Genomic DNA, 23,032 nt, shown 5'->3' with positions numbered 1-23,032 from the left:
GACCTGACTGTTAAAAGTGGAGTAATCATGTAATACAATTTTCAAACACAAAAAGAGTTCACCATTGAACTCTTTTGCTTAATGTTGCTAGTATTTTTTTGATCCAAATTTTTGATGTCCAGAGTGAATGTGGCAACACACGGGGTGCTCGTGATTATAACTTCGTTGTGTTTAAAAACCAACCTTCTCCAAATACAGCCCCTCAGCATCCGCCATACGACCTGTTTGAATTCTTTCTTTCGATTCGAGAATACTTGGTATTGCAGCGGCATCTTTTTCTCCTAATCCAACTTCAATTAATGTTCCTACAATTTTTCTCACCATATTGTAAAGGAAGCCATTGCCTCGCACTCTGATTTCAATAAAGCTCTCATTTTCATTTATCTCGAGTGAGTATATTTCACGCACCATAGATTTTTTCTTCGACTTTGCGTTCGAATAGGAAGTAAAGTCGTGCTTACCTAAAAAATAGTGTGATGCTACTTTCATTTTTTCGATATCAAGCTTTTCCTCCACATGCATACTGTACTTTCGCATGAAGGGATGTGAATACTGCTCGTTCCAAATCTTATACAAATAGGTTTTATCTTTTGCATTATAACGTGCATGAAAACGATCATGAGTTAATGTAACATCTACAACGCTAATATCATTTGGAAGATATCTATTTAAATACTGCTGAACTTCGTCTTCGGTTGCATTTTTACTCATCCTAAAATTAGCGATTTGGGCAAGAGCATGTACACCTGCATCCGTTCGTCCAGATCCAATGATTTCAATCTTTTCTCCTGCCAACTCTGTTAATACATTTTCAATTTTCCCTTGAATCGTATTGTCACTATTACCGAGTCGTTGCCAACCCTTGTAACGGCCACCATCATACTGAATGGTTAATTTATAATTGTTCATTGTATACTCCTTGTAAGTTCACTTTTTGCTTTGATATCTACCGTGCCGATAAATCATCATTGTGTCTATTATTTAATAGTACAGTCTATTAATACGTCTCTATACTCTTGTTATTATTTCTTATTATGGCCTTGTTAAAACCTTGTTGATGATTTCATCCCGACGTTTCTAATGCAAGCTATTCCCTACTGGAGTCGCCACCTACCTCTTCAACCATAAAACTTCAATTCCAATATTGAAATTTATTTTATATTCGCTTCATAATGCTCTTCATTAAGTCTCACTACTTCAAGCTCTTTTATATTCTCTTTCAATTTCAATGCAAGGCTTTGAATTCCTAAGAATTCTGTAAAAGTATGACTCCCAACGATAAGGTTTATCCCTTTAAACTCAGCAAATTGAATTGTATACAAATTACATTCACCTGTAATGTATACATCACAGTTATTTTCAACTGCTTCCTTTAGGCAAGCTGTTGGAGCTCCATTACCACAGACTACGCCCACTCGCTTTACCCTTTTGTTGTTAAACTGCCAATGTCTAACTGGTTCTTCAAGTAGATTCTCAAATTTTTTTACTAATTCATTAAACTCAACTTCCTCATCATACTCTGCGACTCTACCAAAATATAACCCTTCCCATGCGTGGGTTCTTTTCACAATTGCTAAATCTAATTCTTTTAATAAACTATCATTTGTTCCAAAGCTACAGTCATCGAGTGGCAAGTGATTATAATAGTGACTAATACCATACTCTGCTAGTTTTTCTATGCACGCCTCTCTTAATCCATATATCTCATCCCAAGCATCATGGTGTGTCACCATCATATCTACTCCATGAAGTCTTGCTTCCTCTATCGTTTCAAGCGTTAGGTTTACGCAGTATCCAATTTTTTTAACTTTTTTATCTGCTTGGTATGTAATCCCAGATTCACTAGAATAGACATCCTTGTTTGTTATAGTAAAAAGACCATTAATACATTCCACAACATATGAAACATCCATATACGTACCTCCTCCGTTTCATTAGTTTCGCCTACAATTCTCATCATTGCCCTGGTTGTAATCCGTATTTTATAAACTATTATCTCTTCCCCATCTTAACACAACCATATATTCCTTCATGAAACTTCTTTGTTATGTGTAAAAGTTAGATCCCCTAAAGCAAAATCCCCCCGAACCTTTTAGTCTGGGGGAATATAAGTCACAATTCAATAATCTACTAAAACCGGCTGAACACATTGATACATTGTTGTATATTAAGGTCCCTAAATCCCTGGTTCCTAATTCGGATTCTAGAAGTATTGATAGCTAAGCTTTATCTAATATATTTCTTAATCTAAAGATATGCTTGTTTATCAAATAAATCTAAAAGACCAAATCATATCTTCGATTTGGTCTTAAGCAATATCCCTATAGGGCAGACATTCGTAGACATGCCCTAATTCCAATAGTTACTATATATATCTATCAGTCTAATGCCACTGGCACATTAACATCATCTATATTAAGATGCCCCCATCCTCCAGTTTCTTTATCAACAACCTTGATGAATAATTCTTCTCCCAGAAAATCGGATGCATCCCATCTCACTCTTCGATAGGCTTCATCATTATGTCCGGTGGCTTTTAATAGTTCTTTCCCGTCTGACTTTCGTACTAAAGCTACATAAAGTTTATTAATATTTTGTCCACCACCAATTAAAAAGTCTATTTTACCTAATCCTCCGAGCTTGAAATCTTCAGATTTTACTATACCAGTCGCTGCATCTCCGCCTTGCTCACCATTGAATCCCCATAAATGGTATCGGTTAGGATCTACTCGGTCATTGGCTTGATTGAATGGGCCACCCCAGCCCCAGTCATTTGCACTTGTTATATGCTTATCACTGAAAGTCGTTCCTTCAATCACTTTCCAACCTGTTAGATCTCCAGATTGGAAATCATGATTTGTTAATTCACCATGTGCTGGTACTTCCTCTACCGGCGACCAGTACGATGGAACGGTATTTCCATAAGCAGAACCCAACTCCCAAATTTTCATCGATTTTACCTTAGCTTTTCCATGACTACTCCATAACTCTAATCCTAATGCATCCTCAAGTGTTGGGTAAACGCGAGTGGTAATACTCTTCTTCCCATTTGCATAAGCTTCAATCATTGAACGGTCTAGATAGATGTGAAGCTTCAAGTTATCACCATTAAGCTTTAATTCCCCTCCCTGAATACCTTTAGGGATATCTGGATCCAGACTGGATTTTGATCGATCAACATTTAGTTTTTCGTTCATAGCATCATAGAATAATAGTGTTTCTTCTTTACCATTTGAGCTTTTTCTAAGCTTTAATCCCACTTGATCATCCTTTTTTAAATCAATTTCAAGCTGTACTTCAAGCATGTCACCTTTAATTTTCTTTAATTGCTCATTCGCTTTCTCAAATTTATCATTTTTAATTGATAATAGTTCTTTTTGTCTTAACGACTGAAGCTCTTTGATTGGTTCAATCGCTAGCTCACCGTTCTGAGATAATGATAGTTCAAGAGGTAATCCACCATTATGCGCCCATCCGGCATCATAGTGCTGTTGCTCGGTTCTTCTGTCTTGAGCAATACTAAACAGAATTGAACGACCACTTTCATCAACCATTCCACTTGGGCCAGTAAAATGCTCACCATAATCAAATTGTCTTGGATCTTCATAATCCGGTACAAATTCTAATTTTTCCTTATCCCACGTTCCAGTCCAATACCACACATATTTCACATTATGTGGACTATAGCTCTCAAACCAAGGGTTAATGAAGAAGGCGTACTTTTGATTCCCTTCTTTATCCTCACCTACTGGTAAAAACACAGGCAACTCCCAAACATCTCCTGTTTTCGGATGTTTTTTAACATCTCCAACAAATAAAGGTTTTTCATATTTCCATTCATATAAATCTTTAGATGTATACAGTAATGCTGTCCCACCAACACCCTTAATACCTGAACCTACTAACTGATACCATGTATCGCCATCCTTCCAAACAAATGGATCGCGGAATTGTCCATACCACACTTCTCCTTGCTCGGCAGGAAGATTAGGTGCTTGAACAGTAACTGCTTCTTCATGCATCGTCCATTCCTTTAATAATGGATCTTCCGGATTATTACTTGTCGCAAGCCCTGTCATTTGATTTGGAAATTTCGAATCATCTCCTGCTGTAAAGAGAAGAACTGGATTTCCGTCAGCATCTATTGTTGAATCTCCTGACCAGACTCCATCAGGTGATACAGAATTTCCTGTTGGAGCTAATGCGACCGGCGCATCTTCCCAATGAACCATATCATCACTGACTAAATGTCCCCAGTGAATTTGATGCCAATATGGTCCTTGTGGATTATGCTGATAAAATATATGATATTTTCCGTTATAATACATCGGTCCATGAGGCTCATTCATCCAATGTTCTGGTGAAATCAAGTGATATTGAGGTCTGTAGCGATCCCCATCATATCTGCTTCGATCCAATTTCATATCAGGAGCTGGCAACTTACCATCTTCAAACGTTTGAATCACCGTCTGATAGTTCTCTTGAATTTCTTTCTCACTAATTGCTTGATTATGAATCTTTAATTCATCAATTAAACCATTAAACATATTTGCTGTAAACGTACCATTAATGACAGCAGCAGAATTATGTTTCCCAATAATTAAATCCTGCGCTGATGGTGTTAAAACTCCATTTGGTGTTGACGCTTCACCAACTTTCTCTCCATTTAGATAAAGTTTCATTTTTTTCTCTGTCTGACTAAATGTAGCTACAACGTATGACCATTTATCTTTTTCTAATGGTTTAGACTCATCTGCCCAAACCTCTCTCCAATCACCGTCAACACTTGTTTGGAAGGACCACTTTCCATGTTTACCCATTCCTAGAATATATCCTTCATTCGAGGAACGATTATGCTGGTTCACAATAGCAGATAATTGGCCTAAATCTCCCCACTCGTAGGATCTTGGAGCTACCCAAGCCTCAATTGTTAACGCACTAGAAGGCTTGATAATATCCTCTGCCTTACGAGAAATCCAAGTGGAATATCCATCAAATAATAATGCATTATTGGAAATACCCTGTTTCCATAATGGATCTGTTGATGGTTTATACTTTGCATCATTGAACACATATTCTACTGAATCCTCAATACCACTTACTTTATCTAGTGCCTTTGCAGCTTTACTTTCATCAAAAGGCCAGTGGGCAATTACGCCTTGTGTTTTCACTTGGAAATCATCAACATTGATATGTCCCCATCCTCCTGTTGCTTTATCAACAATTTTGAGATAGACCTCTTCTCCCACATAACTAGCTGCATCCCAGCTTACTCTTGAGTAAGCCTCACTATCAGTAAAGTTCTTATTTGTCGCTTTCATTAATTCCTGATCATCAGATGCTCTTACTAATGCGACATATAAGGTTTCGATATTATTGCCCCCGCCAATTAAGAAGCTTATTTCACCGTTCCCTGATAAAATAAAGTGTTTGGATTTAAGAACCCCAATTTTATCATCACTGGCTTTTGCTCCCCAAAGATGGTATTGGTTCGTCTGATTAAAAGGACCTCCCCAACCCCAATCTTTTGCATTTGTCACATTTTCGTTTGAAAAAGCATCACCTTCAACAACAGTCCAGCCTGTTAAATCTCCTGTTTCAAAATCAGGATTTTCAATATCATCCGTTAAAATAGGTTCATTGTTAAAAACTTGGAAGTCATCAACATTAATATGGCCAAAACCACCACTATGCCGGTCAACTATCTTTAAATACAATGCTTCACGAATATATTCTGAAGCATCCCACTTGACCCTTCGGTAGGCCTCAGTATTAGCACCTGTTGCTTTAAATAACTCCTTTCCATCAGAAGCTCTTACAAGTGCTACATATAGATTATTAAGATCTTCACCCCCAGCAACAAGGAAATCAATCATCCCGTTGCCTCCTAACTTGAATACACTTGACACCATTTCACCTGTTCGAAAATCTGAGTTTGCATCTTCCTTCGCTCCGGCAAATCCCCAGACATGATAAGTTCCTTGCTGATTAAACGGACCTCCCCAAAAACTCGTTACATCGGAAACAGGGTTATTAAACGCAGAACCTACTTCTGTCCAGCCAGTTAAATCTCCCGTCTCAAAGTCAGGGTTTTCAATCTCCTCCGGAAGAGTAGTAGGATCAACATTTATGACCCCCTTATTTGATGTAAACTGTGCGCTTTTCACTTCATAGATTTCTAAAGATTTTAAGGTTACTTCTCCATCTTTTGAATAAATATCGAGAGCCATATCATTTTCTGTCGGGAAAATCTGATCAGTTAATACAACTTCTCCATCTTTTCCAAACACTTCAATAGAAGCGCTATCAATAAATAGTTTCATTTTTACTGTCTCATGTGTTGAAGAATATGGAGCAGCATGTTTTGCCGCAAATTTTTCATGGAAACCAACTTCACCAGACGTTGAACGGTCAACAAACAGCTGCTGATCCGTCTTGTTATATCCAACTATTGTTTCTGCTTCTTCGCCTTTTCTTACAACAAAACCAAACTCGGTAGCATTTGAGGATGTAAGATCGAATTCTGCTCTAATCTCGAATTGTTTCCCATTTACATCTGATAATAAACTGTTTTCAGTATCGATTATTTCATTTGCCCAGGTTTTTTTATTTTCTCTTAAACTTTCAAATTCACTAACTGGCTTTTGAACGAGACGAATGGTATTGTCAGACGAACTAGTAAGGGACAATTCTCTTGGCAAACTCATAGCCCCTCTAAATTCAGACGTTGGGAGGCCTTGACCATATAGCCAATTATTCATCCACCCCATCCATATTCTTCGCCCATCATGATCAGACACATCACTCCATGTAACCGCCGCATAGAAATCACTTCCGTAATCAGCCCATAGAACTTCGTCTGGTGCGTTTTCGTTCGTAAAGGTAGTACCATCAAAATCGCCAACAAAATATTGCATCCCTGATCCACCAGCAGGGGCACCCTCACTAATACTTACAGCAAGAACCCATTTCTTTTTGTTCGGATCTCCATCTACTTCCAGTTCAAATAAATCTGGACACTCCCATGTACCAGCATGTGAGCCTTGATCACTTCCAAAATCACTCACATGGTTCCAGTCTTTTAGATTGTCAGATTGATAGATTTTAATATGATTACCCGCAGATATAACCATAATCCACTTGTTTGTGTCTTCGTGCCAAAAGACCTTTGGGTCTCTAAACACATCGCCTCCTTCAAGCATAGGTATTACAGGATTCCCATCATAAGTTTTCCATGAACGCCCTTTGTCATTACTATAAGCTAAACTTTGTACTTGTTCTCCACCCTTTTCTTGCGTGAACATCGCAACCATTGGTGGTTTGGAGCCATCTCCAAAGCCAGAGGTATTACTCCAGTCAACAACTACACTACCTGACCACATAAACCCTAGCTCGTCTGGATATAGAGCAATCGGAAGGTGCTCCCAATTCACCAAATCCTTACTAACAGCATGTCCCCAATACATCGGACCCCATGTAATGTCAGTTGGATTATGCTGATAAAAAAGGTGATATTCCCCGTCATAGTACACCATACCGTTTGGGTCATTCATCCAATTCTTTTCAGGAGAAAAATGATATCCTGGTCGATATGAATTACTTTCACTATTTTCAGCTGCTTCTGTTACAATGTTTATTTGCTGCGGTATCATTGTAATTAGGATTGAGACAATAATCAGTAAACTCCATATTCTATTATTCCTTTTATCTTTCATCTCTCAAGCTCCTTTTCATATAACTTTGCATCACCTTCACTAGCTCTTAGATGTAAGCGTAAACAATAATAAGTAACCTGACGTAATTGATTATTACCTTATGTACAAAAAATAGGGTAATCTTGACTCCGTTAATACCTCATCTACTCTCATTGGTTACTTTTTTTGTAGCTTAATAGGTTTTATGAAACTTACAACAAAAAATCACAACAGGGTCAAAACTACCCCCTACTTCACTCCTGAACCAAATCAAACAGCTTTTGACTAAACGAATAGACAATTGACACGATTACACTCGGAACAATAAATATTGAAATAGGATAGTAATAAGTAGACCCAAGTCCCACCACTAAAGACACCAATAGGACAATCGAAACTATTGGCTTCATCAGTGAAAAGAAAAATGAATTTCTTATGACTCCCTTCCAAGTTACTGTAAAATGTACCATCACCGGAAAGACAAGAATAGTTATTGCACTAAACAAAATCACCGCACTAATAAGAAAGATATAAAGCACTAACTCTACAACTGACCCCTGAGGATCAATCAACATGTAGTCCATATATAAAAACAAGGCCACAACCGCCCAAATGATAGAAAGTATAGAACTCTGTTTAAAATTTTCTTTAAACATCATGAGAAAATCTAAGAAAATACCCTTTGAATCTTTCTGAAGCTGTCTCTTTCTAATCACACCAAACATTGCTGCCGTCGCAGGAAAAATCGTGAGTAGAGGGATCGAGGCAATGACCCACAATAAATTTAGTAGAAAATAATCCACAATGGAATTTAGTGTATTTAGTAATCTATTATCTGTCATTCTACCTTCCTCCTACTCACTGTTGTCTGTTACTTTTTCCAAGCTGATGTTAATTCGTAATACTCAAGGGAGCGAACGATCACTTCCCCACCAATTGCATAAAGCTCAATGTCTTGACCGTCCTCTTTTGGAAATATTAAATCAGTGATCACTAATTCACCATCATTCCCAAATACTTCTACGGACGACCAGTCGACAAACAGATGCAGCTTTATTTTATTTTTATTTGGTGTCAAGTGACCTTCATGTTTCCCCGAAAAGTCATCATGGAATTCACAGTCACCTGAATTTATACGATCAATAAATAATGTTTCATTATTTATATTATACCCAATAAGCGTTTCTTCACGAGCTGCCTTACGTACCTTAAACCCGAATTCACTTGCACCACACAATTCAAACTCGGCTATAATTTCAAACGTATCACCCTTCAACTCTTTTAAAAGATTTTCCCCAGGTGTAACGATTCTATCAGAGAGCAAAAAAGATGATGAGCGTAAGTCCGATAACTCCTCTACTGGCGTTTGCACTAATCGAATGCCTTCAACCAACGTTTTTAGAGATAGTACGCGCGGAATTGTCATACTACTGCGCCATTCCCTTGTTGGCGTTACATTCGCATATTTCCAGTTACTCATCCAGCCCAGATAAATTCTTCTGTTATCTTGAACCGGAATATCCGACCAACTAACACCGGCATAGTTGTCTCTTCCTTTGTCAATCCAAAGAGTCGTATCAGCTGCGTATATATTTGTAAATGTTTTTCCGTCAAAATCACCGATAAAATATTGTGTTCGTGAGCCTTCTGGAATGTGAGGTTCAGCACCAATACTTACTAACAACACCCATTTTTTATTCTCCTCATTCCCGTCAACCGGCAATTCAAATAAATCAGGGCATTCCCAAACGCCTAAATGTGAACCGTCTTTCGCTCCAAATTCACTCGCAAAATCCCAAGTCTTTAGATCCGAGGAAGTATAAAGTCGAACGCTTTGTCCCGCTGCTAGAATCATTACCCACTTAGCTGTTTCATGATGCCAAAATACTTTAGGGTCGCGGAAATCTGTAATATTCTCATCTGATAGAACAGGATTACCCGCATATTTTATCCATGTTCTCCCTTTATCAAGGCTATAAGCTATACTTTGTCGCTGTCTTGGTCGTTCAGAATCAGGGTATGTATCTGCTGATGTAAAAATAGCAACCAACCCTGTTCCCCCATTAAAAAATCCAGATGTATTCTCCCAGTCAACAATTGCACTTCCTGAGAAGATCATTCCATTTTCATCAGGGGTTAACCCAATCGGCAAATGCTCCCAGTGTACAAGATCTGTACTTATAGCGTGCCCCCAATGCATCGGCCCCCACGTCGTACCATATGGATAATATTGATAAAACAAATGATATTCCCCTTCATAATAGACCATCCCATTCGGGTCATTCATCCAGTTTTCTTCCGGCGAAAAATGGTATTGTGGACGATATTTTTCCGTATAATAGGTTAGCTTTGTTTCTGCGTTGTTCATGTTTGTTGTACTCCTCTCTCTGTATAAAACTATTGATTTGATACTAGTTTTTCAATCTGCTCCAGAGTGGGCATACTTGGTATTCCACCTTTATTGGTGGTTGCAAGAGCCCCTGTAGCATTTGCAAAGGTAAGTACCTCCACCAAATCACCTTTTGTTAACTGATCAAGTTTTGTGTTCTTTTCAAGGATTTTAAATAAAGTTCCACCAACAAAAGCATCACCTGCCCCTGTTGTATCAACAACATTTACCGGAAATCCTCCTACTCGACCAAAACTAGTAGTAGATCGAAAAAAGCTTCCCCTTGGCCCTAACGTTACTAGAATAAGTGGGGATTGATATTGCAGTTGTAACAACTCAGTACCTTTTTCCACATCATCTGTTCCAGTGATAAATAGCAATTCTTCTTCAGAAAGCTTAACGATATCTGCGTATTCTAATCCCTTCATGATCATCTCTTTTGCGCGATCTACTGAATCCCAAAGTTGCAAGCGTAAATTTGGATCATATGAAATTAACACGCCATGCTTCTTTGCATATTTTAACGCTGTAAAAGTGGCGGTAGCTGCAGGCTCATGAGTTAATGAAAGTGAACCAAAATGAAAAATCGTTGAATTTTTTATCTGCTGTTCGCTGACTTCTGCTTCCTTCAACAAAATGTCCGCACCAGATTCACGATAAAAACTGAATGAGCGATCACCCGTTGAATCTAAATGTACGAAGGCAAGTGTCGTGTTTGCTTCGTTTGATAAAAGAAGATTATTGGTGTCAACATTCATATTTTCCAACGTATTTTTTAAAAACATCCCGAAATGATCTTGCCCGACCTTTCCAATAAAAGAAGTTTTTACACCTAACTTAGACAAGGCCACAAGAACATTCGCTGGGGCTCCACCAGGATTTGTTTCAAACAAAACATTCCCTCTATCTGATTGACCAGAAGGTGTAAAGTCAATCAATAACTCTCCTAATGCTGTTACTCCATACATTGAAATCACCTTTTTCAATACTTTATAAAATTCAAATGTTGATTTATAACTTTTCATTCATAATAAAGGCCAGAATATTGAAACATCTGGCCATAACGAGACATTATTAATTATTATTAAATCGGTCTAAACCTGTTTGATAGATTTCCATTAGTTCGTTTAATCCCATAGCATCAAGCTGAGCAACATAGTCATCCCACTCTTTTTCAATTCCACCTTCAATTAACCATTGGGCTTCTTTTTGCTTAACAAACTCTTTTATCTCAGGCTCAATTTGATTAATTGTTTCAAGCTCTTCGACACTGAAGAATATTTGTGGATAATTTTCTTTAGCCATATGTGGTCTGTAGTGTTCTTCTAAAATTTGTAATCTTTCTTTTGCTCTTGGTTCCATATCTACAACAGTTCCAAAATGCTCTTTTAGAACAACGAATGGTCCACCTGGCGCTACTTTTTGTCTGTATTCTCCCATCGCTATGCCTTCTGGTAACTCTTTATTCACTAGCATTCCGTTTGCATCTTCTTCATACACTTCACCAATTGGTCCCCAGTTGATTTGCGCAGACATTTTTGGTGCATAAAGCTGGTCAACCCATCGCATTGTTAATTCTGGGTTTTTATTTGCAGAAGTGATAACAAATGCATCTCTTCCATACTCTGAATAATTAGAGCGTCCAATTCGAATTTTTCCATCCACACCTTTAAGCGGTGGTAAAATAGAGTAGTCTTCTACGCGGTCTGTTCCAACAACCTCAGTATCTTCCCACCAAATGAATGAACCTAATACTGGATTTTCAGTTTTACCTTTTGCAAAAAGTTGTGCTGTATCTTGAGTTACAACCTCAGGGTCAATTAATCCTTCCTTCACCCATTCATGATAGTAGGCAATAGCTTCTTTATATTCAGGTTGAGTAGCAACATAAATCACTTTTCCGTCACGAACAATACGGTGATCTGCTTCAAATGAAGAATCAGGTAATCCGAATAATCCGATCAAATCTCCTTCATTACCCGCCCAGCCATTGAACCAGAAGGTAAGACCGATTTCGTCTTGTTTCCCGTTACCATTTGGGTCCTTTTCTTTAAAAGCCTTTAAAACATCGTGATATTCTTCTAGAGTTGTAGGCATTTGAAGGCCCAGTTTATCTAACCATGTTTGGTTAATATACATAATGTTCGGCATACCTACTAAATCCATTTCTTCAGCACGTGGAAGTGAATAAATATGTCCATCTGGAGCTGTAATTGTTTGTTTTAATTCTGGTCTTTCCTCAAATAATTTCTTTAGATTTGGAGCATATTCGTCAATTAGGTCTTCTAAAGGAATGATTGTTCCGTTTTGACCATGTTGAATAAGATCTTGGTCTGTAAAACCGGAAGCATAGAACGCATCAGGTAGGTCGCCACTTGCTAATAATAGGTTTTTCTTTTCTTGGTAACCGTCTGCAGGGATATTGGTCCAATCAATTTTTACATTTGTTTCTTCTTCTAGGCGATCAAAAATTGTCATCTCTGAATAGTCAGGAGCTAATGCAGCTTTAGGAGAAACAAACTCTAATGTAACTTCTTTATCTACGATTGGTAATCCAGTTTTGTTGAATTCTACTGCTTTGGCAGATGTTTTTTCAGAATCCTTGTTAGATGAACAACCAGTTAAAGCAAGTGCTGCACTCAATCCGATAGCCAACGCTACAGTTGACTTTTTCTTCTTATTTTTCATCATATTTCTTTTCATTGATCTAATCATTGATTTTCCCCCTTAAATGGTATCTGATATTTAAGAAAAACTGATTTTGTAAGGAAACGACCCACCACCTCCTTGATGTGAGTTCAAATGGCTTACCCTTTAATACTGCCAATCATAACTCCTTTAACAAAATGTTTTTGTACGAACGGATAAAGGACTAATAATGGTAAAGAAGCTACGATAATAACACCATATTTAATTAATTCTGAGACTCTTTGTTTTGCCGCAAGAGACTCAAGGTCACTAATCATTTGGGTTGAGGCTTCATTTTGTATCAAGATGTTCCGTAAAATTAATTGAAGAGGATATAATTCTTCATCATTTAAATAAATCAATGCATCAAAGTAAGAATTCCAATGCCCTACAGCGTAAAAAAGAACCATAACTGCCACAATTGGTTTTGAAAGCGGTAAAACAATTTTCCAAAAGAACTTTACATCTGAACATCCATCAATTTTTGCTGCTTCTAACATCTCATCAGGGATGGACATCTGAAAATAAGTTCTTGCAACTATCAAATTCCAAACCGCTACAGCCTTAGGAAGAATCAATGCCCACATCGTATTAAGCAAGCCGAGATCTTTAACAACTAAATATGTAGGTATTAAACCACCAGAGAAAAACATCGTAAATAAGAACAACAACATGATAATGTTTCTACCATACAAATCTTTTCTAGATAAGGCATACGCGGCCATCAGGGTAAAACAAACATTTACAAGCGTCCCAACAAATGTGTATATTATTGAATTTTTATAACCGGTCCAAATCAGGCTGTCGGAAAAAATCCGTTCATATCCTTCAAACGTAATTCCTTGCGGTAAAAACCAGACCTTTCCTTCATAGATCATATTTGGATCACTGATTGAGGCAATGACAATGAAGTAAAGAGGATAGACAACTAAGACAACCATAACAGCTACTAGAAATAGGTTTATTAGATCGAAAACTTTATCTTCCTTTGATTTTCTTGTATCTTTTTTTAAAGTTAGTAAACTCATAGTCTAAAAAACCTCCTTCTACCATAGACCTTGACCTGATATTTTTTTCGCGAATTTATTTACAGCTACAAGTAACACTAAATTGATAACCGAATTAAATAATCCAACTGCTGCTGCAAAACTATATTGTGCTTGCTGTAACCCCATTTTATAAACATATGTTGGAATAATCTCAGCTGCCGGCTGGTTAAGCGGTGTTTGTAAAAGGTAAGCTTTTTCAAACCCGATATTCATAATATTTCCTACTTGCAAGATTAATAGAATGACAGCAATTGGCATAATCGCCGGAATATCTACATGTAGAATTCGCTGCCACTTATTTGCTCCATCCATAACAGCAGCCTCATGTAACTCTGGGCTAGTACCAGCAAGTGCAGCCAGATAAATAACCGCTGCCCAACCTGTTTCTTGCCATACACCTGATCCTATATATAAAGGCTTGAACCATTCAGGCTTTGCCATGAAGGAGATTGACTCCCCGCCGAAAAGCATTATCAAACTATTAATTAACCCATTATTTGAAAAGAAAACATAAATCATACCAGCTAATACAACTACAGATATAAAATGCGGAGCATATACAACAGTCTGAACAAAACTTTTATATTTTTTGCTTCTAATCTGGTTCATCATTAACGCAATAATAATTGGAAGTGGAAATCCAATGATTAATTGCAACATACTTAAGCTGAATGTATTTTTAATAAGTGTCCAAAATTGATAAGAGTCAAAGAACCGCTCGAAATGTTTTAAACCGACCCAAGGGCTTCCCATTATACCCTGTGTGGCAATAAAATCTTTAAAAGCGATCAAAACACCATACATTGGATAGTAATGAAAAACAATAAAATACACGAGAGCAGGCATTAGAAACAAATAAAGCTGGTAACTATTTAAAATTCGCCTTAGTTTTGACTTCTTTACTTTTTTTACAGATTGCGCGACAATTGGTAGTTCATTCGCCTCCGCTTTCATATCCCTTCCTCACTTTCAAAACTAGTTATAAAAAAGTATTGTAATCCACTTAACAATTATGTTTTCAAGTGATTAACAATAAAAAAACCTAACAACCAATTCATGTCAACCGGATGACATATTGTTGATAATTTTGTTCACTGTTTAAATTGACTACAGTGAACTTTTTTTGTTAACCGCTTTCATAATATCCCCAACTGGTATTGTATTTTCATGTCAACCGGTTGTTATATTAATTATATTAATTTGTTTGAATTTATATGTCAACCGCTTGACCTATATTTTTAAAAATAAATCTACTCAGTTACATTCGAGTAGATTTATGCTGTACCATTATTCAGTAACTGAACTGGTAAAACAATCTCCTTACTATCTTCCATTGGGACTTCATTAATCTGATCAATTAAATTTAATACTGAAGTCTTAGCAATTTCTTTTATTGGTTGTCTGATTGTAGTCAGCTGTGGTAACAGACTCATTACGGTTTGAGATCCATCGTACCCAATAACTTTTAATTGATCTGGTACGCTAATATTCAGCTCATTTGCTACTTTCAAACAAGTTGCCGCCATTAAATCATCACTTGCAAAAATACCATCAGTATCTGGATGCTCTTCAAAAATCCTTCTAATTGTTACTGTAGTAGCTTCTTCATTAAATAAATCTGTTATTTCATAGGTTATTGGATTTTTTACCAAGTCTTCATATGCTTTTCTTCTTTGTTGAGTTGGAGTTTCTAATTCGGCTGGTGCGTTAATATGAATAATTGATTCACAGCCTTGGTTAATTAAATGTTGTACTGCCAACTTTCCGCCTTCATAGTTGTCAGATCCAACTACCGGAATTCCCGGAGATAAATAATGATCTATAGCAACAATAGGTAATTTAGGATTTTTATAAGCCTCTATTCCCCTGTTATATGAACAAACTATCATTCCATCGACTTGATGCCTAATTAACATTGATGCGTAAGATTTTTCCTTATCAAATTGCCCAAGACTATTGCACAGAATAATTTTGTATCCAAGATTTGCACTTTCATTTTCAATATATAAAGCTAATTCACTAAAAAAAGGATTATTAATTGTAGGTAGTATTAATCCTATAAAATTAGTCCTTTGTTTAAATAAAGAACGTGCAATATCATTGGGATAATAATTTAATTCCTTTATCGCATTTTCTACCTTTTTCCTGGTTTTTTCACTAATATATCCTCTATTATTCAGAACTCTTGAAACCGTAGTTGGTGAAACACCTGCCAACTTAGCCACATCTTCTAATTTTGCCTTCATTTAGATCACCATTACCATATTTTTAACGGTTACTCATTTATGTCAACCGCTTTCATACTTATATTATCATGATAATTGGTTTATTGCATCTTTTTAACTTTTGGAAATTTTGTTCTGTCATTATGCAGCTCCGAATTACCCGTAGAGTTAGCATTATCCATGTGATAAGAACAATTTATAATAAATATAAGACCTTGAATTCGTAAAGAGTCTCTTAATGAATTCAAGGTCTTTTATCCTTGTATTTTTTAAATTCTATATTATTACCAATTTTGCTACAGCCTCAACGTGGCATGAGTGGTAACTTTGCATTACAAGTTATTAATTAAATTTTTTATAGAATCTTTAAAACTATTAACAGCCACAATATTCTTCGGCATTAATTTCCCAAAATATATAAGATTATATGCTGATAACAAATCATTAATAGATTCATCGTCGTTATTGGAAACAAACATTCCACATTCTCTTTGTAGAAATTTGCCTAAATGAAAAGAACGCTCAGTATCTATAGCCATCCCTAAAGTTTGCCTGCCTAGGTCTTTGCCTATTTTAATATTATAATATTTACATTCTATTGTGAGAGGCACACTTCTACCATTAATATTTTCTTTGACCTTATGGTTTCTCACATCGGAAGCCTTATTAGTGTCAAATAATCCAATATCAATCTCGTGATTCACAGTAGAAACTCCACTAATTTCAATTCCTAAATGTAACTCATACGAATTACCACTTTTTTTATTATTAAATTCAATAAAGCTAAATTCTGGATCTCCATTTAATTTCCCTGGTTTTCCTCGGAATATGAAGCTCCTTACCACAATCCCCTTACCTGATAAAACTCTCCAACTCCAAGTTGTATTAGCCATAAACTCTCGAGCAATTAACGTATAAATATATACTTCATATATTTTATCATCAGGAGCTGATGTCCTTGCCTTTAAAGAACCTCGCCAAGGCAATGGACATGGTGGTAAACTAGAAAAAAATGTACCAATCTCTTTTTTCACTTTAATACCCCATCTAATATTTTACTTTCAACTAGATAGTTATTTTCTTTAAAGATTTTAATTAACGTTATTAAAGATGATTTTAAATCTTTAAAATCAATATATTGATTCCTAACAATTAATATAGATTCAATATTCTTATAAATATTCTTAACTTTAATATCCTCACTTGAAATACCTAATTCTTTAAATACCTCAATACTAGAATCTAACATTTCTAATTGAGTTTGTGCAGTGTCAATTCCAGAATCAATATGTAAATATATTGTTTCCATAATATCAGTCATAAGTTCTTTTACATTCTTTAATAGTTCCTTATCTTCCCATTCATTATTATTTCTTTTTAAAACATATCTATTAAGTTTATCATTTAAAACTCTAGCTAGTCTTGAATATCCTTTTTCTCTAAATCCAGATATAAAGTCATGAATATTATTAATTATATCTTCTTCCATTTTCCCACCTTTTTCTACACTTTTTCACATTAACTAAATTAATTTTTCCAATTATTAAATCCATATTTTTTCTCTCTTTGCGAAAATGCATCCACACCTCCCTCTAAAATTTCACAAACATGAGATTTTATACCTTTATCGATGAGTTTATTACTGTCTTCTTTATTAAAGTCACATTCAATGGCACCATTAATGTATTCAAACCTATATTGTTCATTTTCAAATAATTGAGGATCTTGATTTGCTACAATAACATTTTCACTATCTGTTAAAACCACAAGATTTGCATTATGAGTAACTATTATTATTTGTCGATTTATACTTTTTTGACGGATAAAGTTTACTAAATCAGTGGTTATCGTTCTGTTATCCAAATTATCTTCAGGTTGATCAATAAGTATTGGATGAGTTTCATCACTTATATTTAAGAATAATTCTAATAAAACTAACCCTCGTTTTCCCGGTGACATCTCAGATAATGCATCATTATCTTTTATTAAGTCAAACATAACCTCTATATAATCTTCAAATAATGCATAAATAACTTGTTCCTTAGAAAACCCTTTTCTTATTTTCCCTTCATCATTTTCTAATATTGATTTAAATAAAAATCTAATACTATTAATATAGTTATTTTTAGTAAAAATGAACATACCATCATCCGAGAAAACCTTATATTCATCACATTGTGGGAATGTATTAGTCATTCTCCCTCTTCTTACAAACTTACTAAGAAAATTCTCCTCAAAAGATTCATGATTAAAAATAATTTTTGTGTTAACCTTAATCTCATTTAAATAGTTTGAGTTATTGAAGTGTTCTAATATACTTTCATTTATCCTTAAAGACTCTTCCTCTAATCCCACTATATTACTAATTATTAATTCTATTTTTTTATCTATATTTAGTAATTCATCTTTTTTATTCAGAATTTGAGTTAAAGATGATCTTTGTGTATCTAAATTACTTTTTAACTGTTGAATTTCTTCCCTATTTTTCGCTTTCTGAATTAAAGGATGTAGTACCTCTTTTAGTTGAGTTAATTTTTGCTGTACCTCCTCTTTTATACCATCCAAACGATCAAATCTTTTTTCGAGTTTCGACTGTGCTTTAACAAATGCTTCGCTAATGTCTTGACGTAACTTATCTAAAATAATTAATATGTTTTCATCATTTGGACCGATTTGCTTTATATTCTCATTAACTTGATCATAAATCATACTCAACTTTTTTGATGTCTTTTGTGTATTGTTACTATTGAATTTTACTAACTCTAAATCAGACCTTAATACATTTTTCAATTCTTCTTTTTCTTCTATTTCACGTTCTTCTTTCTCATTAAATTCAGATAATACTAGTTTTTCTTTGAGAACAACCTCTAACTTATTTATTTCTATTTGAATTGAACTTTCATCTCCTATATTGCCTATTTCCAATAATACTTCTTTTCTATTACTTAAATAATCGAATAAATTCGCAATAGCTTCTGCTCTTTTTCGTTTATTCTGATTCAAATCATCTCTTTTTTCATCCATAAAAGTATTATTTTCTGATATTTGTAGCAATATAGATTTTATTTTACCTTGTAAAACATCGTTAGCAGTGTCTTCTGATAAAGCGTTAATATACATTTGTGGTATATATGTAACTTTTCCTATCTGCTCATCAGAGTCGTTACTAGTTGTTGACCCATTTCTCCACATCACTTCAAACTCTGCATCTTCAATAAAAGTATTTGTATATGGGTTTCTCCATAATTCTTCTTTTTCTCTAACTTCAATTTCATTCTTAGAAATTGATTGTGCTATTTTATATAATAGTAGGGATTTACCAGATGACTTCCCTCCAATAATCGTATTCAGTCCTGGATTTAATTGTATCTCTCTATTACTAAAGATATAATCATCGGCTCTAAATTTAATTGAAGAAATAATATCATAATCATTCTTTTGGTCAGGGTTATTAGGCTGTACCACTACTCTACTTTTTGGTTCGTGTATAATTTGTTTTAATCCTTCAAATGTCGGCTCTGCTTTTATCCAAGTATATCTGTCACTATCTGGTATACCTATTTTCTCAAATGAATGTGCATCCGACCCATGAATACATGGCATTAATTTCCCACACTGTTCAATAGTTTTATCATGGTCATCTATACCAAGAAAGAACTCTCGATCTCTAGGATTACCACTAAATATAGCATGTGAAAAATGATATATTTGCCTTCTTACTGCTAGGAATGAATCATCTCTAAGTCCTGAATTTCCATCCACATTACTATTGGGAACAACTACTAAATATCTATTTTGAAATTTGGTTCTGTGCTTTTTTAATATTTTATCTATCATTTCTATTGAGACTTTGAATTGTTTCATACCGGATTTTAGAGCTTTTTCTTCAGAGTACTCCTCATTCAAAAAAATTTCTCCCAAATTTATTAAGTCTCTTCTAACACACTTATAAGGGACATCCTGATAAATAAATTCTAATTCACCTAGAAAATTATTTTCTATATCCTCTGTATCTAATTCCGGGTCAAACAAAATATGGATGTTAATCGGTTTTCCTCTATGAGTTGTTTTATCTAATCTAAGTTCAATATTTGGAATAATTAAATCGATATTTTGAATTCTACCTTCATCTCTTTTTTGGGTTAGCTTTTTATAACCTGCTATAGAAAAGTAGTCGGTTATACCAATTACACTAATGTCTGTAAAATTCTCAAGGGTTTCTATAAAATAGTCCCAGTTTCCTGAATATTCATTATGTAGTACAGACTCCGGGGAATGTATGTGTAAATCCCATTTTCGCCATGTAGATCCTTTTGTATTTAACAATCTCTGCATGATACACCTCTACTAATTATTTTGATTCATTACAACATCATTTTCATTACTTAAAGCATTCAAATACTCTGCTCCTATTGGTAATTAAAATTTTTTTAATAGAGTTAACTCTTTTAGTTACCCAATTAGTCAGTGTATAAATTTCGACAAAATTTGTTAAAATCCTCCAATGTAGGAGTATATTAGTTGTAATGCATTACTTTTTCACTAAAAAGTAATTGTAGATAACATAATTCATGTGATATGAGCTATTTATAATAAATAAGACCTTGAATTCGTAAAGAGTCTCTTAATGAATTCAAGGTCTTTTATCCTTTTATTTTTTGAATCTTAAATTATTACCAATCTTGCTACAGCCTCAACGTGCGCCGTATGCGGAAACATATCAACAGGCTGCACATACTCAACCTTATATAGCTTCGAAAGCACTTCAATATCCTTCGCCAATGTTGATGGATTACAAGACACATACACCATTTTCTTTGGCTTTACCTTCAAGACTGTTTGCAGAAGTTGGTCATCGCATCCTGTTCGTGGTGGGTCGACGACGATGACGTCTGGTTTCCAGCCTTCTTTTACCCATTTCGGAAGTAGTTGTTCGGCCTTTCCTACTGCATATTTTGCGTTTTTGAAGCCATGTTTTTTGGCATTTTTTCTTGCGTCTTCGATTGCATCTGGGATGATTTCAATTCCGCGGATTTCAGCTGCACCATCAGCAAGCCACAGTCCAATCGTTCCGACTCCACAATAGGCATCCACGATTTTTTCTTTACCGGTAAGGGAAGCAGCTTTTTTCACCTCGTCATAAAGCTTAATAGTCTGCTCAGGGTTAAGTTGGAAAAAGGCACGAGCGGACAGTTCAAACGACAGGTCTCCAAGTGTTTCTTGAATAACTTCGTTTCCATGTAAATGAATCGTTTCATCTCCAAAAATGAGTGATGTCTTTTGTCCATTTATATTCTGGATAATCGATTTTACCTCAGGCAGACGTTTCGTAATTTCTTCAATTAAGAGTGGTTTACGAGGGATTTCCTTCCCAGAAGTAATTAAGACTAGCTGTACCTCACCTGTTTGAACGCCAACTCTAGTGACAATCGTACGTACGAGTCCTTTTCTTGTTCGCTCATTATAGATTGATATCTTCAGGTCCTGTAAAATCATTTTCACTGCTTGTGTAACTTTACTTGTTGCCGGATGTTGAATCATACAATCCGCGATATCGATTAGTTTGTGAGAGTTTAAGCCATAGAGACCTGCTATTACCTTTTGCTTATCCTGGCCAACCTGGAATTGACTTTTGTTTCTGTAATTCCACGGATTCTCCATCCCAATTGTTTCTTTAATATTGAGCTTTTCAATTGGTGTTTTTCCATAGCGCTCAAATGCTTGGACAACAATATCCCGCTTCTCTTTTAACTGTTGGCGGTAGTCTAAATGCTGTAACTGACACCCGCCACATTGTTCAAAAATCGGGCATGGCGGTTTCACGCGATGCTCAGATTTTTTGCGGACCTTTTTTATTCTTCCTTCAGAGAATTTCGGATGAACTTTTGTCGCTTCGACAACTACTTCTTCACCTGGTAACGCTCCTGGAACAAAGACAACCTGCCTTTTAAAATATCCGACTCCCTCACCGTTAATTCCGAGCCGTTTTATCGTAAGTGGAAAGGTTTGTCCTACCTCTAATTTCGCTGGATTCTCTTTTTGCTGTTTCATCATTACACACAACTTTCTTTATTCGATACTCCGCCATAGGTATAGGGAAGCATAGCTTAAGTATGGCTCCCACGGCTTACTGTATTCTTCCATTTGTTCATAGGTTGGCTTTTTCTCTAATTTATATAATTGCTTTATCGCATTTTGAGTTCCGATATCTGCCATTGGGAATAGATTTTGTCTCCCCAACGCAAACAATAAAAAGTTTTGAGCAGTCCATTGACCGATTCCTCTTATTTTTACAAGAGTATGTATAACATCTTCATCTGACTTCCCTTGAAGATCCTCTAGTCTGAGTTCACCAGTTGCAATAAGTTTTGACGTATCAATGACATATTCAGCCTTTCGTCCACTGAATTGCAATTCCCTCAAGTCATCAACTGTTAACTCTGCTATTTTTTCTGGTCTAGGGTATACCAAGGATCCATCAACTTCATCTCCAAATGTAGTAATAAAACGAGAGGTGAGCGTATAGGCAAACGACATATTTAACTGCTGATGAATGATACATTTCATTAACGAAAAATATGGATCAAAATCCAAAACCAATGGTGTACCACGATGCTCGATAAAAATATCACGAAGGTCTGTTTTTAAAAAATGGGATTGTATTTCTTCTATCGGAACTTCCCATTGGAATATATGGGATATACGTTGTAGTGAATAGTCCATTGAATCTTTCTGTTCACCTGTTACTAAAAAAGACGGTGAATCTATTGTACCAGTTGCCTTGACTGTAACAACAGTGGGCTGCCTGTTAAAATAAAAAGGCACTTTCACTGACCTTTCGTCCTTACTTAGGTTAATAAGCGGATCTAATGATAGCCTTTCAAGTACTCGATCAAAATTATATGGCGGCTGTACCTTCACTGTTTTTTCCCACACGGAAACCAATCCCTTTTTAAAGTGTTAGTACACATTATACCATTTGGCTAC

The 23,032-nt window shown here is 35.6% G+C and carries 15 protein-coding genes; all 15 read right to left on the bottom strand.

All coding sequences use genetic code 11. The annotated features are described in order from the left end of the window. Positions 1-171 precede the first annotated feature (171 nt). A complete protein-coding gene (gene truA, locus ACWNMY_RS14020; RefSeq protein ID WP_449538885.1) occupies positions 172-909 on the bottom strand; it encodes a tRNA pseudouridine(38-40) synthase TruA in 738 nt (245 codons plus the stop codon). A gap of 242 nt (positions 910-1,151) precedes the next feature. Further along, a complete protein-coding gene (locus tag ACWNMY_RS14015) occupies positions 1,152-1,913 on the bottom strand; it encodes a Nif3-like dinuclear metal center hexameric protein (RefSeq protein WP_449538884.1) in 762 nt (253 codons plus the stop codon). Positions 1,914-2,378: 465 nt separating this feature from the next. Continuing rightward, positions 2,379-7,715, bottom strand: coding sequence for a GH32 C-terminal domain-containing protein (locus ACWNMY_RS14010; protein ID WP_449538883.1), 5,337 nt, complete (start codon positions 7,713-7,715; stop codon positions 2,379-2,381). A 233-nt stretch (positions 7,716-7,948) separates the two neighbouring features. Then, positions 7,949-8,536 (bottom strand): YesL family protein, encoded by a 588-nt coding sequence (locus ACWNMY_RS14005; protein WP_449538882.1) that lies wholly within the window; start codon positions 8,534-8,536, stop codon positions 7,949-7,951. A 29-nt stretch (positions 8,537-8,565) separates the two neighbouring features. Then, positions 8,566-10,062, bottom strand: coding sequence for a glycoside hydrolase family 32 protein (locus ACWNMY_RS14000; RefSeq protein WP_449538881.1), 1,497 nt, complete (start codon positions 10,060-10,062; stop codon positions 8,566-8,568). A 29-nt stretch (positions 10,063-10,091) separates the two neighbouring features. Next, on the bottom strand, positions 10,092-11,051 hold the full coding sequence (locus tag ACWNMY_RS13995) for a PfkB family carbohydrate kinase (RefSeq protein WP_449538880.1): 960 nt from the start codon (positions 11,049-11,051) through the stop codon (positions 10,092-10,094). A gap of 106 nt (positions 11,052-11,157) precedes the next feature. After that, the gene (locus ACWNMY_RS13990) at positions 11,158-12,771 is read right to left on the bottom strand and encodes an ABC transporter substrate-binding protein (RefSeq protein ID WP_449539131.1); all 1,614 of its coding nucleotides are present in this window, start codon (positions 12,769-12,771) and stop codon (positions 11,158-11,160) included. Between the two features lie 119 nt (positions 12,772-12,890). Beyond that, complete coding sequence (locus ACWNMY_RS13985) at positions 12,891-13,799, bottom strand: carbohydrate ABC transporter permease (protein ID WP_449538879.1); 909 nt, start codon at positions 13,797-13,799, stop codon at positions 12,891-12,893. Positions 13,800-13,817: 18 nt separating this feature from the next. Continuing rightward, positions 13,818-14,774 carry an ABC transporter permease gene (locus ACWNMY_RS13980; protein WP_449538878.1) on the bottom strand — a complete coding sequence of 319 codons (957 nt, stop codon included), beginning with the start codon at positions 14,772-14,774 and terminating at the stop codon, positions 13,818-13,820. 320 nt (positions 14,775-15,094) lie between these two features. Next, entirely contained in the window at positions 15,095-16,066 is a 972-nt protein-coding gene (locus ACWNMY_RS13975; RefSeq protein WP_449538877.1) for a LacI family DNA-binding transcriptional regulator, read from the bottom strand. Between the two features lie 311 nt (positions 16,067-16,377). Further along, the gene (locus tag ACWNMY_RS13970) at positions 16,378-17,079 is read right to left on the bottom strand and encodes a hypothetical protein (protein WP_449538876.1); all 702 of its coding nucleotides are present in this window, start codon (positions 17,077-17,079) and stop codon (positions 16,378-16,380) included. Continuing rightward, a complete protein-coding gene (locus ACWNMY_RS13965) occupies positions 17,076-17,534 on the bottom strand; it encodes a hypothetical protein (RefSeq protein WP_449538875.1) in 459 nt (152 codons plus the stop codon). Before ACWNMY_RS13965 ends, ACWNMY_RS13970 begins: the two co-directional genes overlap by 4 nt. 38 nt (positions 17,535-17,572) lie before the next feature. Continuing rightward, on the bottom strand, positions 17,573-20,380 hold the full coding sequence (locus ACWNMY_RS13960; protein WP_449538874.1) for a TrlF family AAA-like ATPase: 2,808 nt from the start codon (positions 20,378-20,380) through the stop codon (positions 17,573-17,575). Positions 20,381-20,710: 330 nt separating this feature from the next. Beyond that, the gene (gene rlmD, locus ACWNMY_RS13955) at positions 20,711-22,099 is read right to left on the bottom strand and encodes a 23S rRNA (uracil(1939)-C(5))-methyltransferase RlmD (RefSeq protein ID WP_449538873.1); all 1,389 of its coding nucleotides are present in this window, start codon (positions 22,097-22,099) and stop codon (positions 20,711-20,713) included. 15 nt (positions 22,100-22,114) lie between these two features. Further along, the gene (locus ACWNMY_RS13950; RefSeq protein ID WP_449538872.1) at positions 22,115-22,981 is read right to left on the bottom strand and encodes a DNA-3-methyladenine glycosylase family protein; all 867 of its coding nucleotides are present in this window, start codon (positions 22,979-22,981) and stop codon (positions 22,115-22,117) included. Positions 22,982-23,032 lie beyond the last annotated feature (51 nt).

This window comes from Ferdinandcohnia sp. Marseille-Q9671 (genome assembly GCF_976954385.1).
Note: the sequence above shows the minus strand (reverse complement) of the source record. Positions and strands in the feature narration are given on the sequence as shown.

What these genes read in the sequence shown, in the direction of transcription:
- truA (WP_449538885.1), bottom strand. Translation starts at nt 909, where the DNA reads ATGAACAATTATAAATTAACCATTCAGTATGATGGTGGCCGTTACAAG.
- ACWNMY_RS14015 (WP_449538884.1), bottom strand. Translation starts at nt 1,913, where the DNA reads ATGGATGTTTCATATGTTGTGGAATGTATTAATGGTCTTTTTACTATA.
- ACWNMY_RS14010 (WP_449538883.1), bottom strand. Translation starts at nt 7,715, where the DNA reads ATGAAAGATAAAAGGAATAATAGAATATGGAGTTTACTGATTATTGTC.
- ACWNMY_RS14005 (WP_449538882.1), bottom strand. Translation starts at nt 8,536, where the DNA reads ATGACAGATAATAGATTACTAAATACACTAAATTCCATTGTGGATTAT.
- ACWNMY_RS14000 (WP_449538881.1), bottom strand. Translation starts at nt 10,062, where the DNA reads ATGAACAACGCAGAAACAAAGCTAACCTATTATACGGAAAAATATCGT.
- ACWNMY_RS13995 (WP_449538880.1), bottom strand. Translation starts at nt 11,051, where the DNA reads ATGTATGGAGTAACAGCATTAGGAGAGTTATTGATTGACTTTACACCT.
- ACWNMY_RS13990 (WP_449539131.1), bottom strand. Translation starts at nt 12,771, where the DNA reads ATGAAAAATAAGAAGAAAAAGTCAACTGTAGCGTTGGCTATCGGATTG.
- ACWNMY_RS13985 (WP_449538879.1), bottom strand. Translation starts at nt 13,799, where the DNA reads ATGAGTTTACTAACTTTAAAAAAAGATACAAGAAAATCAAAGGAAGAT.
- ACWNMY_RS13980 (WP_449538878.1), bottom strand. Translation starts at nt 14,774, where the DNA reads ATGAAAGCGGAGGCGAATGAACTACCAATTGTCGCGCAATCTGTAAAA.
- ACWNMY_RS13975 (WP_449538877.1), bottom strand. Translation starts at nt 16,066, where the DNA reads ATGAAGGCAAAATTAGAAGATGTGGCTAAGTTGGCAGGTGTTTCACCA.
- ACWNMY_RS13965 (WP_449538875.1), bottom strand. Translation starts at nt 17,534, where the DNA reads ATGGAAGAAGATATAATTAATAATATTCATGACTTTATATCTGGATTT.
- ACWNMY_RS13960 (WP_449538874.1), bottom strand. Translation starts at nt 20,380, where the DNA reads ATGCAGAGATTGTTAAATACAAAAGGATCTACATGGCGAAAATGGGAT.
- rlmD (WP_449538873.1), bottom strand. Translation starts at nt 22,099, where the DNA reads ATGATGAAACAGCAAAAAGAGAATCCAGCGAAATTAGAGGTAGGACAA.